This window comes from Streptomyces thermospinosisporus, from assembly GCF_039526425.1.
GTDB classification, from domain to species: Bacteria; Actinomycetota; Actinomycetes; order Streptomycetales; family Streptomycetaceae; genus Streptomyces; species Streptomyces thermocarboxydovorans.
This window is the reverse complement of the sequence record NZ_BAAAIZ010000142.1, coordinates 1-13,244: the sequence shown is the minus strand read 5'-3', so window position 1 is coordinate 13,244 and position 13,244 is coordinate 1. Positions and strand designations below refer to the sequence as shown.

At 74.3% G+C, this 13,244-nt stretch carries 10 protein-coding genes; 5 read left to right on the top strand and 5 right to left on the bottom strand.

What is annotated here, in order from left to right:
- From ABD207_RS31610 to mtnA, 5 genes are all read right to left on the bottom strand, one after another.
- Positions 1–432: ComF family protein (locus ABD207_RS31610; RefSeq protein WP_425580883.1), on the bottom strand; the 432-nt coding region annotated here is incomplete at its 3' end.
- A gap of 848 nt (positions 433–1,280) precedes the next feature.
- A complete protein-coding gene (locus tag ABD207_RS31605; RefSeq protein ID WP_425580882.1) occupies positions 1,281–3,125 on the bottom strand; it encodes an LpqB family beta-propeller domain-containing protein in 1,845 nt (614 codons plus the stop codon).
- Complete coding sequence (mtrB, locus tag ABD207_RS31600) at positions 3,115–5,328, bottom strand: MtrAB system histidine kinase MtrB (RefSeq protein WP_344016749.1); 2,214 nt, start codon at positions 5,326–5,328, stop codon at positions 3,115–3,117. Before mtrB ends, ABD207_RS31605 begins: the two co-directional genes overlap by 11 nt.
- A gap of 1 nt (position 5,329) precedes the next feature.
- Positions 5,330–6,019, bottom strand: coding sequence for a two-component system response regulator MtrA (gene mtrA, locus ABD207_RS31595; RefSeq protein WP_003975799.1), 690 nt, complete (start codon positions 6,017–6,019; stop codon positions 5,330–5,332).
- A gap of 134 nt (positions 6,020–6,153) precedes the next feature.
- The gene (gene mtnA, locus ABD207_RS31590) at positions 6,154–7,302 is read right to left on the bottom strand and encodes an S-methyl-5-thioribose-1-phosphate isomerase (RefSeq protein ID WP_344016748.1); all 1,149 of its coding nucleotides are present in this window, start codon (positions 7,300–7,302) and stop codon (positions 6,154–6,156) included.
- A 140-nt stretch (positions 7,303–7,442) separates the two neighbouring features.
- Between mtnA and ABD207_RS31585 the strand changes: the two genes are divergently transcribed.
- From ABD207_RS31585 to ABD207_RS31565, 5 genes are read left to right on the top strand one after another with little or no spacing between them, the layout of a single operon-like run.
- A complete protein-coding gene (locus ABD207_RS31585; protein WP_344016747.1) occupies positions 7,443–8,879 on the top strand; it encodes a glycerophosphoryl diester phosphodiesterase membrane domain-containing protein in 1,437 nt (478 codons plus the stop codon).
- A 40-nt stretch (positions 8,880–8,919) separates the two neighbouring features.
- The gene (locus ABD207_RS31580) at positions 8,920–9,639 is read left to right on the top strand and encodes a DUF4129 domain-containing protein (RefSeq protein WP_344016746.1); all 720 of its coding nucleotides are present in this window, start codon (positions 8,920–8,922) and stop codon (positions 9,637–9,639) included.
- Complete coding sequence (locus ABD207_RS31575) at positions 9,636–10,832, top strand: DUF4350 domain-containing protein (RefSeq protein ID WP_344016745.1); 1,197 nt, start codon at positions 9,636–9,638, stop codon at positions 10,830–10,832. Before ABD207_RS31580 ends, ABD207_RS31575 begins: the two co-directional genes overlap by 4 nt.
- Positions 10,832–11,821, top strand: a complete 990-nt coding sequence (locus ABD207_RS31570; RefSeq protein WP_206318046.1) for an AAA family ATPase — start codon at positions 10,832–10,834, stop codon at positions 11,819–11,821. The genes ABD207_RS31575 and ABD207_RS31570 overlap by 1 nt, the downstream gene beginning before the upstream one ends.
- A complete protein-coding gene (locus ABD207_RS31565) occupies positions 11,821–13,131 on the top strand; it encodes a DUF58 domain-containing protein (RefSeq protein ID WP_344016744.1) in 1,311 nt (436 codons plus the stop codon). The genes ABD207_RS31570 and ABD207_RS31565 overlap by 1 nt, the downstream gene beginning before the upstream one ends.
- The last annotated feature ends 113 nt before the right edge of the window (positions 13,132–13,244 follow it).

The window sequence follows — 13,244 nt, the reverse complement described above, 5'->3', positions numbered from 1 at the left end:
GGCGGCGTCCCGCCGCCACTGCGCGTAGGCGACGGCGTGCCCGAGCGCCCGCACGGCCCGCCCGGACGACGGGACCGGCACCAGCAGCGGACCCACCACCGGGCAGCCGGCAACCGGCTGGGCCTGCCGCCGCGTCCGTGCCCGCAACGCGGCCCGCACCGCACCCGCCAGCGCCTCGCCCAGGGGCCGGGCCAGCGCCAGGGCGCCGCGCTCCTTGTGAGCGAGCAGCGTCGCCCGCACCTCGTCGGCGTAGGGGGCCGAGGCGTGCACGACCGGCAGGCCCGGCGGCTCCGGCTCCGGGCGCACCCGGCGAGGAGGCGACCCGCCCAGCGCGGCACGGCACCGGTCACAGAGCACCGCGCGGGCCCTGCCGCAACCGCCGCACTCGGTCGGGAGCACCAGGTCGGTGAGGTCCTGCCACCAGCCCCGCATGGCCCCACTGTGCCAACGCCCACGACGCCCGGCCACCCCTGTGGAAAACTCCGCCCGGCCCACGCCGAGCCGGACATGCGGGCGCCCCCGGATAGCGGGCATCACCCCCGGCAGGCCGACGACGGGTCCCTGTCAGACGGGCGTCGCCCCGGACGGGCGGATGGCCCCCGGGTCAGCCCGGCATCACCCCGCGGACAGGCAGACGCACCCAGTTGGACAGGCATCACCCCGGACAGGCAGGCACCCCCCGTCAGATCGGCGTCACCGCTCTACGGGCGGGCGGTCCGCCAGCCAGTGGGAACACCCCCGACAGGCAGACGGGTTCCCCCGTCACACGGGCATCACTCCGGACGGGCAGAAGACGCCGGTCAGCCCGGCATCACCCCGCGGACAGGCAGACGCACCCAGTTCGTCGGGGAGTCACCCCGGGCAGACGGGCACCCCCGTCAGGTTGGCGTCACCGCTGAGGGGCGGGCGATCGCCAGCCAGGGGACAACACCCCGGCAGACGGACGGCTTCCCCCGTCAGGCGGGTGTCACCCCCGACTCGCAGGCGCCCCCGGCAGACAGGGGACCGTCACCCCGGACGGGCGGACGCTCCCCCAGCCCGCGGGGAACACCCCCAGCAGGCGGACAGGTTGCCCCGTCACACGGGCACCACCCCGGACAGGCAGACGCCCCGGCAGGCAGGCATCACCCCGGACGGGCGGACAGTCCACCGACCACCGGGCAGACCCCACCCGGCATGCGGACAGGCACCCGTCAGACCGGCATCACCCCGGGACGGGCAGGCACCCCCGTCAAACCAGCCTCACCCCCGACAGGCAGGCACCCGCCGTCCAACCGGCCTCACCCCGGATAGGCCGGCGCCGAGCCCTGGGTCACCTTCTGCCACTGGGCGCCCGACGGGAGCCGCACGATCCCGTCGACCGAGTGGGCCACCAGGGGTACCTGGTCGTCCGCGGAGGCGGTGACGTCCTTGACGCCGGTGAGTGCGGCGGGCGGCGGGATGTCCGGGGTGGAGCCGTCGGCGTCGACGTAGCGCATCTGCTCGACGCCGCCCTCCTCGCGTCCGACCACCACCAGCCGGCTGTCCCCGGTCCACGACATCGCGGTGACCTGCTCCAACTCGGGCGCCGGGGAGCGCAGTTCCAGCACGGTGACCGTGGGCCGCTCGTCGGTCCGCTCCTGCGGCCTGCTGCGTTCGATCCGCCCGATCAGCAGGGAGCGCTGGTCGCCCTTCTCCACGACGAGCGCGATCCGCACCCCGTCGGCGGCCACCCGGACGGACTGGATGCGGCCGTCGAGGCCCGGCGTGCGCACCTCGAGCGGCTCGCCGCGGCCCTTCTCCAGCAGATACAGGCCCGGCCGCTCCGGGTCCCGGTCGGCCACCCACAGCCCGCCCTGGGCGTCCCAGCTCGGCGTGGTCAGCCGGTCCTTCTCCGACTTGCCCCGGCTGCGCAGCACGGGCTCGCCGAGCGAACCGCCCGACACCATCGCCCCCACGTACAGCGACCGGCCGCCGATGGTGACCCCGGCAGCGGTGCGCTCGTCACGGGCGACCGCCACCGACCGCAGCGCCCGCCCGCCCTCGCCCAGCGCGCCGGGCACCGGCTCGGGGTCGGCCTCGGGGTCGCTCGCTGAGATCCGCACCAGCTTGCGGTCCTTGTCGAGGTAGTACAGGTACTCGGGGGGCCGCTGCGAGCCGCGTACGGCCACGCTCTCCGCGCCGTCCTGGGTGAGCGAGCACAGCTGCTTCTTGCCGGCCCGCAGATCGACCTCCTCCACGACCGGGCTGAGGTTGCGCAGCGTGAACAGCAGCTGGGCGGCCATCTCCTCGCAGCGGCTGAGACCGGCCCCCGCCGCCCGGTCGTTGAGCGGCACGGTCAGCTTGCCCCGCTCGTCCGGGGCGAGCGCCCCGGCGTCCTTCGCCAGCGCCGTCCCCGACGGGAAGCCCGACCTGACCACATGCTTCAGCCAGGTGCTGGGCCCCTTCAGCAGCGAGCGCACCATCTGGGTGGTCGGGTCGACGTGGCTGCGGACGTAGACGGGGTCGGCGACGGCCATCGGGGGCGTGCCGGGCGCGGGGTCCGCGGTGTTCGAGGCGAAGTAGTACTTGTTGACGGACATGAAGTTGCGCTCGAAGTCCGACTTGCCCATCACGATGCCCTGCGGCACCCCGTCGATGCGCCACTGGCGGTTCTCGGTGTCCCGGGTGAGGTGCAGCAGCTGGTCGTACTCCCCGGTGGTGGGCGCGTAGGAGCGCTGGGCGTCCACCGTGGCGACCCGGGTGCCGGTGAGGCGGAAGGACCGCACATCGGAGGCGGAGTCGTCGCGCACGGGGCGGTCCTCCCGGGCGTCCGGTCCGTCGGCGAGCACCGTGGTGGACTGCTCCGGCCGCCAGGTCCTGGCGGCGTCCGCGGTCAGATACTGGCGTGCGGTCTTGTACTGCGGGTCGTCGCTGGTGAGCGCCTCCAGGAAGCCCTGCACGATCTGTGTGGGCGTGGCGTCCTCGCTCGGCGGGTTGGGGAACACCCGCACCTGGGTGTCCTGGCGAGGGGTGGACTCGACCTCCTGCAGGTCCCCGCTGTCGGGCATGGAGTAGCACCCGGCCAGCAGCATGGCTCCGAGGGCGGCGCCCACCGCTCGCCGCACCGGCCTGGCCCGGCCGGCCCGGATCCGGCTACCGCCCACGTGTCGCCTCCCCTTGCCTGTCCTGTCCGTCGTGCCTGTCCTGTGCCCCGGCGCGTCCCGCCGCGCCGACGGTGGGTGCCTCGTCCCCGCCGGCCGCGGCTTCCGGGCCGGGGCAGGCTGCGTCCGCTGTGTCCTCTGCGTTCTCCGCCGGCGGCACGACCACCGGTGGCGTCCCGTCCGACGTGACGGGCCCCGCGACGGCCGCCACGGACGGGGTCTGGCTGCGCTGCCGCTCCGCGGTCGCCTGCCGGGCCACCACACGGGTGCCGTTGCCGGGCAGGGCCGTCGGGTCGGCGGTGGGTGCTGCCGTGGCCGGGCGCTTGGCGAGCGGGTCCCGGGAGGACCGTGCGGTGACGCCCGCGGCCGGCTGCTGCGCCGGCACCGTGGCCCGCTTGCCGCCGTCACCGCCGCCACTGGGCAGGCCGGCGTCGTCGAGGCCGCGGTTGCGGCGGGAGTCCTTGGGCTCCAGGGGTATCGGGGATCCGCGCAGCGGCTCGTCCGCCGTCCTCGGCAGCGTCAGCCGGAACTGCGAGCCGCCTCCCGGCTCGCCCCAGGCCTGCAGCCAGCCGCCGTGCAGCCGGGCGTCCTCCAGGGCGATGGACAGGCCGAGGCCGGTGCCGCCGGTGGTGCGCGCCCGGGCCGGGTCGGCCCGCCAGAAGCGGCTGAAGACCCGCGTCGCCTCGCCCGGCTTGAGTCCCACGCCGTAGTCGCGGACGGCGACCGCCACGGCGCCGCCCGCCGCGGCGAGCTTGACGACGACGTCCTTGCCCTCGCCGTGCTCGACCGCGTTGACGACGAGGTTGCGCAGTATGCGCTCCACGCGCCGCGCATCCGCCTCCGCCACCACCGGCTGGTGGTCGCCGACGATCTTTATCTGCGTGCCCTTGCGCTCGGCGAGCGGCTCGGCACCGGTGACCACCCGGCGCACCACGTCGCGCAGGTCTATCGGCTCCGCCTCCAGCGCCGCCGCGCCCGCGTCGAAGCGGCTGATCTCCAGCAGGTCGGCGAGCAGCGACTCGAACCGGTCCAGCTGGTCGGCGAGCAGCTCGGCCGAGCGGGCGGTGACCGGGTCGAAGTTCTCGCGCGCCTCGTGGATGACGTCCGCGGCCATCCGCACCGTGGTCAGCGGGGTGCGCAGCTCGTGCGAGACATCGGAGACGAAGCGGCGCTGCATCCGCGACAGGTCCTCGAGCTGGCTGATCTTCAGCTGGAGGTTCTGCGCCATCTTGTTGAAGGCCTCGCCGAGCCGTGCGATGTCGTCCTCGCCGGTGACCTTCATCCGTTCCTGCAGCCGCCCGGCGGACAGCCGCTCGGCGATCCCGGCCGCCATCCGCACCGGCGTGACGACCTGCCGCACCACCAGCCAGGCGATGGCCCCGAGCAGCACGACCACGAACAGCCCGGCGGTCGCCAGAGTGCCCTTGACCAGGCTCAGCGTCTTCTCCTCCTGCGTCAGCGGGAAGAGGTAGTAGAGCTGGTAGGGGTTGTTGTGGGGGTCGTTGATCTGCTTGCCGATGACCAGTCCCGGCTGGGACTCGGCCTTCTCGTAGATGATGCGGGTGTAGCTCTGCACGGCCGTGGAGCTGGAGTTGACCCGTTCGCGCAGCTCCTCGGGCACGCTGGCCACGGCGATGACCTGCCCCGTGGCACGCGGGCCGCGCCCGCTGCCGCTGCCGTCGCCGGCGGGCAGCGTGACCACGTGGAAGGCGCCCTGGCCGCCGCTGGCGAGCGACTCGACGAGGTCGCTCATCCACTGGATGACGCTGGTCGACGGTTTGCCGTCCACGGGCGCGGCGCCGTCGTCGCCGGTGACGCCGGAGGCCTGGTCGGCCTTCTGCTCGGCCACGGCGAACCCGCCGACGGCCTGGCTCTGCGCGGCCTTCACCTTGGCGTCCAGCAGACCGTTGCGCACCTGCCCGATCACCACGAAGCCGAGCAGCAGCACCACACCCAGCGACATCAGCAGCGTGGTCACGACGACCTTGAGCTGGATGTTGCGCCGCCACAGCCGCATCACGGGCAGCAGCGGCCTGCGCACCCAGCGCATGAACAGCCGGATCACCGGGCTGCCCTGGACTCCGCCCTGCAGCAGCCCGCCGTCGAGCAGGGCTCCCCAGCGGGAGCCCGCCCGCTTCCGGCCGACAGGCCGCTCCGGACGGCCCCCGGACCGCCCGGGCGCCGAAGCGGCACTGTCCCGGGACATGTCAGCTCGGTCCTGCCTTGTACCCCACACCACGGACGGTCACCACGATCTCCGGCTTCTCCGGGTCCTTCTCGACCTTGGAGCGCAGCCGCTGCACATGCACGTTCACCAGGCGGGTGTCGGCCGCGTGACGGTAGCCCCAGACCTGCTCGAGCAGCACCTCACGGGTGAACACCTGCCACGGCTTTCGGGCCAGCGCGACCAGCAGGTCGAACTCCAGCGGCGTCAGGGCGATCGACTGCCCGTCCCGCTTCACCGAGTGGCCGGCCACGTCGATCACCAGGTCACCGATGGCGAGCTGCTCCGGTGCCGGCTCCTCCGACCTGCGCAGGCGCGCCCGGATGCGGGCGACCAGCTCCTTCGGCTTGAACGGCTTCACGATGTAGTCGTCGGCGCCGGACTCCAGACCCACCACGACGTCGACGGTGTCGCTCTTCGCCGTGAGCATCACGATGGGCACCCCGGACTCGGCCCTGATCAGACGGCACACCTCGATGCCGTCCCGGCCGGGCAGCATCAGGTCCAGCAGCACCAGATCAGGCTTGGTCTCGCGGAAAGCGGCCAGCGCCTTGTCGCCGTCAGCCACGAAAGACGGCTCAAAACCCTCACCACGCAGCACAATGCCGAGCATCTCGGCCAGTGCGGTGTCGTCGTCGACGACAAGGACTCGTCCCTTCATAAACGACATCATCCCATTCTCATAACGGTGGCGAAGGCGCTGGTGAGGCACGTCACTGCCCCGTGACGATAGTCGTACGCCACGGTCACTGTCTGCCCCCGGCCGCCGGGGGCCGCCGCCGGCCGGCGAAAACTTCCGGCCGCCGCTCAGCCGGCGGGGGCCGAGCGCGCCTTCGCGCACAGCTCCGCGAGCCCCTCGGCGGTCACGGGCGAGACCACGCCCTCCTCGGTGACGATCGCCGTCACCAGCTCCGGCGGCGTCACGTCGAACGCCGGGTTGTAGGCCTGCGTGCCCAGCGGGGCCACCGGGATCCCGCCGCCCGCCTCCGCGCCGGCCACCGGCACCTGGGGTGCCGTGATCTCGGTGATCTCGTGCCCGGGCCGCTGCTCGACCTCGATGGCCGACCCGTCCGGGGTGCCCGGGTCCACGGTCGTGACCGGCGCCACCACGATGAACGGCACATGGTGGTAGCGGGCCAGCACCGCCAGCGGGTAGCTGCCGACCTTGTTCGCCACCGACCCGTCGGCGGCGATCCGGTCCGCCCCGATCAGCACCGCGTCCACCTCGCCCGCCGCGAACAGCGATCCCGCCGCGTTGTCCGTGAGCAGCGTGTACGCCATCCCGCTGCGGGCCGCCTCGTACGCCGTCAGCCGGGCGCCCTGCAGCAGCGGACGCGTCTCGTCCACCCACAGCCGCCGCAGCTGACCCGCCCGGTGCGCGGCCAGCGCCACCGCGAACGCGGTGCCCTCCCCGCCCGACACCAGCGAACCGGTGTTGCAGTGGGTCAGGATGCGGTGCCCGCCGCCGGGAAGCAGCTCGGTGAGCAGTGCCAGGCCGTGCTCGGCCATGCGGGCGCTGGCCTCGGCGTCCTCCTGGTGCAGCCGGCGTGCCGCGGCCAGCGCGGCCGCGGCCGCCGCCCGGGGGTCGCCGGTGCGGGCCAGCTCCTCCTGGTAGGCCGAGTGGGCCCGGCGGACCCCCACCGCCAGGTTCACCGCGGTCGGCCGGGCGCTCTCCAGCGCCGCCGCCGCGTCGTCCACCTCGAAGCCGCGCACGGCGGCGAGCGCCACCCCGTACGCCCCGGCGATGCCGAGCAGGGGAGCCCCGCGCACGGCGAGCGAGCGGATCGCCTCCACCAGCGCCGATGCGTCCGTGCAGACCAGCTCGACCTCCTCGGCCGGCAGCCTGGTCTGGTCGAGGAGGACCAGCACGGGGCCCTCGGGTGGTTCCTCCCAGCGGATCGCCGGGATCTCGGTCGGCCGCTTGGTGTCGCCGCTGTGCGCGTACTGATCAGCCATGCGGCCAGTCTGCCCCCTGAAGCGCGGACAATTGAAGCGGAGCAGCCACTACCTCGCCCGGTCACCCGATGACCACCCCATGGCACGATGGCTGCCAACCTGCCGCCGCGACCGCGGACGGGCACCGTGAAGGAGCGACGATGAACGACACTCCGGGCTGGGCCTCGCCCGGATCCGCCCCGTCCGAGGGGCAGGAGCCCGGCACGTCCGGCCCTGCCGAGCCCGCCGACCGCAACGGCCCCGGTCCCGCCGGCCACCGGGACGCCGGCGAGGCACCTGCCGACCGGCCCGAAGCGCAGCAGCAGCCCACCGACCGGCCCCAGGCGCAGCAGCCCGCCGACGCCCCCCAGCAGCCGCAGCAGCCCGGCGAGTGGCCGCAGCAGCCGGGACGGTCCCCGCAGGACGCCCAGCCGGGGCAGACGCCCCAGGGCCCGGGCGTGAAGTGGTCCAAGGAGCAGCCGCCGCCGAACCAGTGGTCCGCGCCCACCGGCGCACCCGGCCCCCAGGCCGGCCCCGGACAGGCGCCCCCGCCGCCCGCCCCGCACGCTCACCCCGGCTGGGGCGGGGGCTGGGGAGCCGGCTGGGGCGGCCCTCCGCCCGCGGCCAAGCCCGGCATCATCCCGCTCCGTCCGCTCGGCGTGGGCGAGATCCTCGACGGCGCCGTCGCCACCATGCGCACCTACTGGCGCACGGTCCTCGGTATCGCGCTGACCCTGGCGGTGATCACCCAGATCGTGATCCTCCCCGTCCAGCGCCTGGTCCTGGACACCTCCGGCAGCGAGGTGCTGAACGACCCGAGCCCCTCGCCCGGCGAGGCCACCCGCGCCCTGGGCGACCTGCTGCTCGCCAACGGCCTGATCTTCCTGATCACCCTGGTCGGCGTCGTCGCCGCCACCGGCCTGCTCGCCACGGTCACCAGCCGCGCCGTGCTCGGCCGGCCCGTCACCACGGGCGAGGCCTGGCGCGACGCCCGCCCGCAGATCCTGAGACTGCTCGGCCTGATCGGCGTGCTGCTGCTCATCCCCGCCGTGATCGTCGGCGCCGGATCGCTGCCCGGCATCCTGGCGGCCGCCGCGGGCGCCACCGGCCCCGGTGTCGCCCTGAGCATCCTGGGCATCATCGGCACCGGCGTCATCGCCCTGTGGCTGATGGTCCGGCTCTCCCTGGCCGCGCCCGCGCTGATGCTGGAGAAGCAGGGCATCACCCGGGCGCTGAAGCGCTCCGCCCGGCTGGTCCACGGCTCCTGGTGGCGGATCTTCGGCATACAGCTGCTCGCCTGGGTCATCGCGAACGTCGTCGCCTCCGTCATCGGCATCCCGTTCACGTTCCTCGCCGCGGCCCTCGGCACCGGCAGCGTCACCGGGTTCCTCGACAACCCCGGCGAGGTCGGCTGGACGTTCCTCCTCATCAACGGCATCGGCGCGGTCATCGGCACCCTGATCATGTTCCCGATCGTGGCCGGCGTCATCGTGCTGCTCTACATCGACCAGCGCATCCGCCGCGAGGCCCTCGACCTGGAACTGGCCCGCGCCGCGGGCGTACCGGGCTACGACTCCGGCGCCACCCCCGGGAGCTGATGCGGTGTTCACCACGGGGGGAGTCGCAACACTGCCGGCCGTGCCCGCCGCCGTCGGGACGGCCCTCGGCTCCGTGCTGCGCGGAGACGAGGAGCCGCCGCTCACCGTCCCGCGCGACCCCGCGCGGGAAGCGGCCCGGCGGGAGCTGTCCAAGCGCATGTACCACGAGAACGACCCCAGTTGGTTCCAGCGCGCCCTGGACGCCTTCTGGGAGTGGCTCGACGACCTGCTCTCCAGCGCCTCCTCCGGCACACCCGGCGGCACCTTCGGCCTGATCGTCGTCGTCGTGGCCGCCGTCGCCCTGCTGGCCGCCCTCTGGTGGCGCCTGGGCACCCCCCGCCGCGAACCGACCTCCGCGCCCGCGCTGTTCGACGACCGCCCCCGCAGCGCCGCCGAGCACCGCGCGGCCGCCGAGGCCCACGCCGCCCAAGGCCACTGGAACCAGGCCGTGCAGGAGCGCATGCGGGCCATCGTCCGCTCCCTCGAGGAGCGCGCCCTGCTCGACATCCGCCCCGGCCGCACCGCCGACGAGGCCGCCGCCGAGGCGGGCCGCGCCCTGCCCGCCCACACCGACGCCCTGCGCACCGCCGCACGGACCTTCGACGACGTGACATACGGCGGCCGCACCGCCACCGAGGACGCGTACCGGCGCATCGCCGCACTCGACCGCGACCTCGAACGCACCAGACCCCTGGCCGGCAGCACGGCCGGCACCACCGACGCCCAGGACCGCAACACCCGCCAGGGAGCCGCCGGATGACGACCGAGGTCACGCTCCCGTCCACCTCGGCCTCGCCCGGCGCCCGCCAGGTGTGGACCCGCACGCGCGGCATCGTGCTCGCGCTGGTCGTGCTGCTCGCGGCGGCCGTCGCCATTGCCGTGGTCCGCTCCGACAGCCGGCACGGCGAACTCGACCCGCGCTCCGCCGACCCCAACGGCAGCCGGGCCGTCGCCGAACTCCTCGCCGACCGCGGCGTGGACACCCGCGTGGTCACCACCCTGGACGAGGCAGCCGCGGCGGCCGGCCCCGACACCACCCTCCTGGTCGCCGTCCCCGACCTGCTGACCCCCCGTCAGCAGACCCGGCTGCGCCAGGCGTTGGCCGGATCCGGCGGCCGCACCGTGCTGGTCGCCTCCGGCAGCGCCTCCGTCGAACGGCTCGCCCCCAGCGTCACCGCCGCCCCCGCGACCAGCCTCGACACCACCCTCGAGCCCCGCTGCTCGATGCCCGCCGCCCGCCGCGCCGGCAGCGCCGACACCGGCGGCGTCCGCTACACCACCTCCCACGTCGGCGCCGACGAGTGCTACCCCAGCGAGCGCCTGGCCACCCTGCTGCGCATCCCCGCCTCCTCCGGCGACGGCGACACCGTCCTGATCGGCGCGCCCGACATCCTGCTCAACGACCGCCTCGACAAGGGGGGCAACGCCTCCCTCGCCCTCCAACTCCTCGGCTCCCGCCCGCATCTGGTCTGGTACCTCCCCTCACTCGCCGACAGCTCCGCCACCGAGGAGGAGGAACGCGACTTCTTCGAACTCCTCCCCTCCGGCTGGCTCTGGGGCACCCTGCAGCTGTTCATCGCCGCAGCCCTGGCCGCCCTGTGGCGGGCACGCCGGCTCGGCCCCCTGGTCCCCGAGAAACTCCCCGTCGCGATCCGCGCCTCCGAGACCGTCGAAGGCCGCGCCCGCCTCTACCGCAAGGCGAACGCCCGCGACCGCGCCGCCACCGCTCTTCGCTCCGCCACCCGCACGCGCCTCGCCCCCCTCGTCGGCGTCCCCGTCACCCGGGCGCACACGCCCGAGGCCCTGCTCCCCGCACTGTCCGCCCGCCTTCACGGCGACGGACAACAGTCCCTGCACGCCCTCCTCTTCGGCCCGCCCCCCGGCGACGACGCAGGCCTGATCCAGCTCGCCGACCGACTCGACGCCCTCGAAAGTGAGGTACGCCGTCCATGATGGACCCGACCACTGACAACGCCGCGCACACCGGGGACCCGGCCGCCGCCCGCGCCTCCCTGGAAGCCCTGCGCGCCGAGATCGGCAAAGCCGTGGTCGGCCAGGACCCCGCCGTCACCGGCCTCGTCGTCGCCCTGCTCTGCCGCGGCCACGTGCTCCTCGAAGGCGTCCCCGGCGTGGCCAAGACCCTGCTGATCCGCGCCCTCGCCGCCACCCTCGAACTCGACACCAAGCGCGTCCAGTTCACGCCCGACCTGATGCCCAGCGACGTCACCGGCTCCCTGGTCTATGACGCCCGCACCGCCGAGTTCTCCTTCCAGCCCGGCCCGGTCTTCACCAACCTGCTCCTCGCCGACGAGATCAACCGCACGCCCCCCAAGACCCAGTCGTCCCTCCTCGAGGCCATGGAGGAACGCCAGGTCACCGTCGACGGCACCCCGCGCCCCCTCCCCGAGCCCTTCCTGGTGGCGGCCACCCAGAACCCCGTCGAGTACGAGGGCACCTACCCTCTGCCCGAGGCCCAGCTGGACCGCTTCCTGCTCAAGCTCACCCTCCCCCTGCCCTCCCGGCAGGAGGAGATCGACGTCCTCACCCGCCACGCCCACGGCTTCAACCCGCGCGACCTGCGCGCCGCCGGCGTGCGCCCCGTCGCGAACGCCGCCGACCTGGAGGCCGCCCGCACCGCCGTCGCCAAGACGACCGTCTCCCCCGAGATCACCGCCTACGTCGTCGACATCTGCCGCGCCACCCGCGAGTCGCCGTCCCTCTCCCTCGGCGTCTCCCCCCGAGGAGCCACCGCCCTCCTCGCCACCGCCCGCGCCTGGGCCTGGCTGACCGGCCGCGACTACGTCATCCCCGACGACGTGAAGGCCCTCGCCCTGCCCACCCTCCGCCACCGGGTCCAGCTCCGCCCCGAGGCGGAGATGGAGGGCGTGACCGCCGACGCGGTCATCAACGCCGTCCTGGCCCACGTCCCCGTCCCCCGCTGATGGCAGTCACCGGACGCGCCGCCCTCCTCGCGGCCCTCGGCTCCCTCCCCGTCGGCATCTGGGAACCCAGCTGGACGGGCATCCTCGCCGTCAACGGCCCCCTGGCACTTGCCTGCGCCTGCGACTACGCCCTGGCCGCCCCCGTGCGCCGCCTCGGTCTCACCCGCTCCGGCGACACCTCCGCACGCCTGGGCGACCCGGCCGACGTCACCCTCACCATTACCAACCCGTCCCGCCGCCCGCTGCGCGCCCGCGTCCGCGACGCCTGGCCCCCGAGCAGCTGGCAGCCCGGCACGGAGCACACGGCCTCCCGCCACCGCGTGGTCGTCCCGCCCGGGGAACGCCGGCGCATCACCACCCGCCTGCGCCCCACCCGGCGAGGCGACCGGCACGCCGACCGCGTCACCATCCGCTCCTACGGCCCCCTCGGCCTCCTCGCCCGCCAGGGCACCCACAAGGTCCCGTGGACGGTGCGGGTCCTCCCCCCGTTCACCAGCCGCAAGCACCTGCCCAGCAAACTGGCCCGCCTGCGCGAACTCGACGGCCGCACCAGCGTCCTCACCCGAGGCGAGGGCACCGAATTCGACAGCCTGCGCGACTATGTGCCCGGCGACGACACCCGCTCCATCGACTGGCGCGCCACCGCCCGCCAGACCACCGTCGCCGTCCGCACCTGGCGACCGGAACGCGACCGCCACATCCTGCTGGTCCTCGACACCGGCCGCACCAGCGCCGGACGGGTCGGCGACATCCCCCGCCTGGACGCCTCGATGGACGCGGCCCTGCTCCTGGCCGCCCTGGCGTCCCGCGCCGGCGACCGCGTCGACCTCCTCGCCTACGACCGCCGTCTGCGCACCCTGGTCCAGGGCCGCACGGCCGGCGATCTCCTCCCGTCCCTGGTCAACGCCATGGCCACGCTCGAGCCCGAACTGGTGGAGACCGACGCCCACGGCCTCACGGCCACGGCCCTGCGGACCGCGCCGCGCCGCTCCCTGATCGTGCTGCTGACCACCCTGGACGCGGCACCCATCGAGGAGGGCCTGCTCCCCGTACTCGCTCAGCTCACCCAGCGGCACACGGTGCTGCAGGCCTCCGTGGCCGACCCGCACATCGCCGACATGGCCCGGGCTCGGGGAACCACCGACGCCGTGTACCAGGCCGCTGCGGCGGCCCACTCCCACGAGGAACGCAACCGCACAGCGGACCATCTCCGCCGCCTCGGCGTCACGGTCGTGGATGCGACCCCGGACGAGCTGGCGCCCAAGCTCGCCGACGCATACCTGGCCCTGAAGACGGCCGGCCGGTTGTAGGAACGTTGCAGGAACAGGGGGCCGGCAATCGGCCCCCTTGCATCTGTCTGTCGTCGTGTTTCGCTGAATGTGCCCTGAAACGCAGGAAACCCCGCACCCAAAGGTGCGGGGTT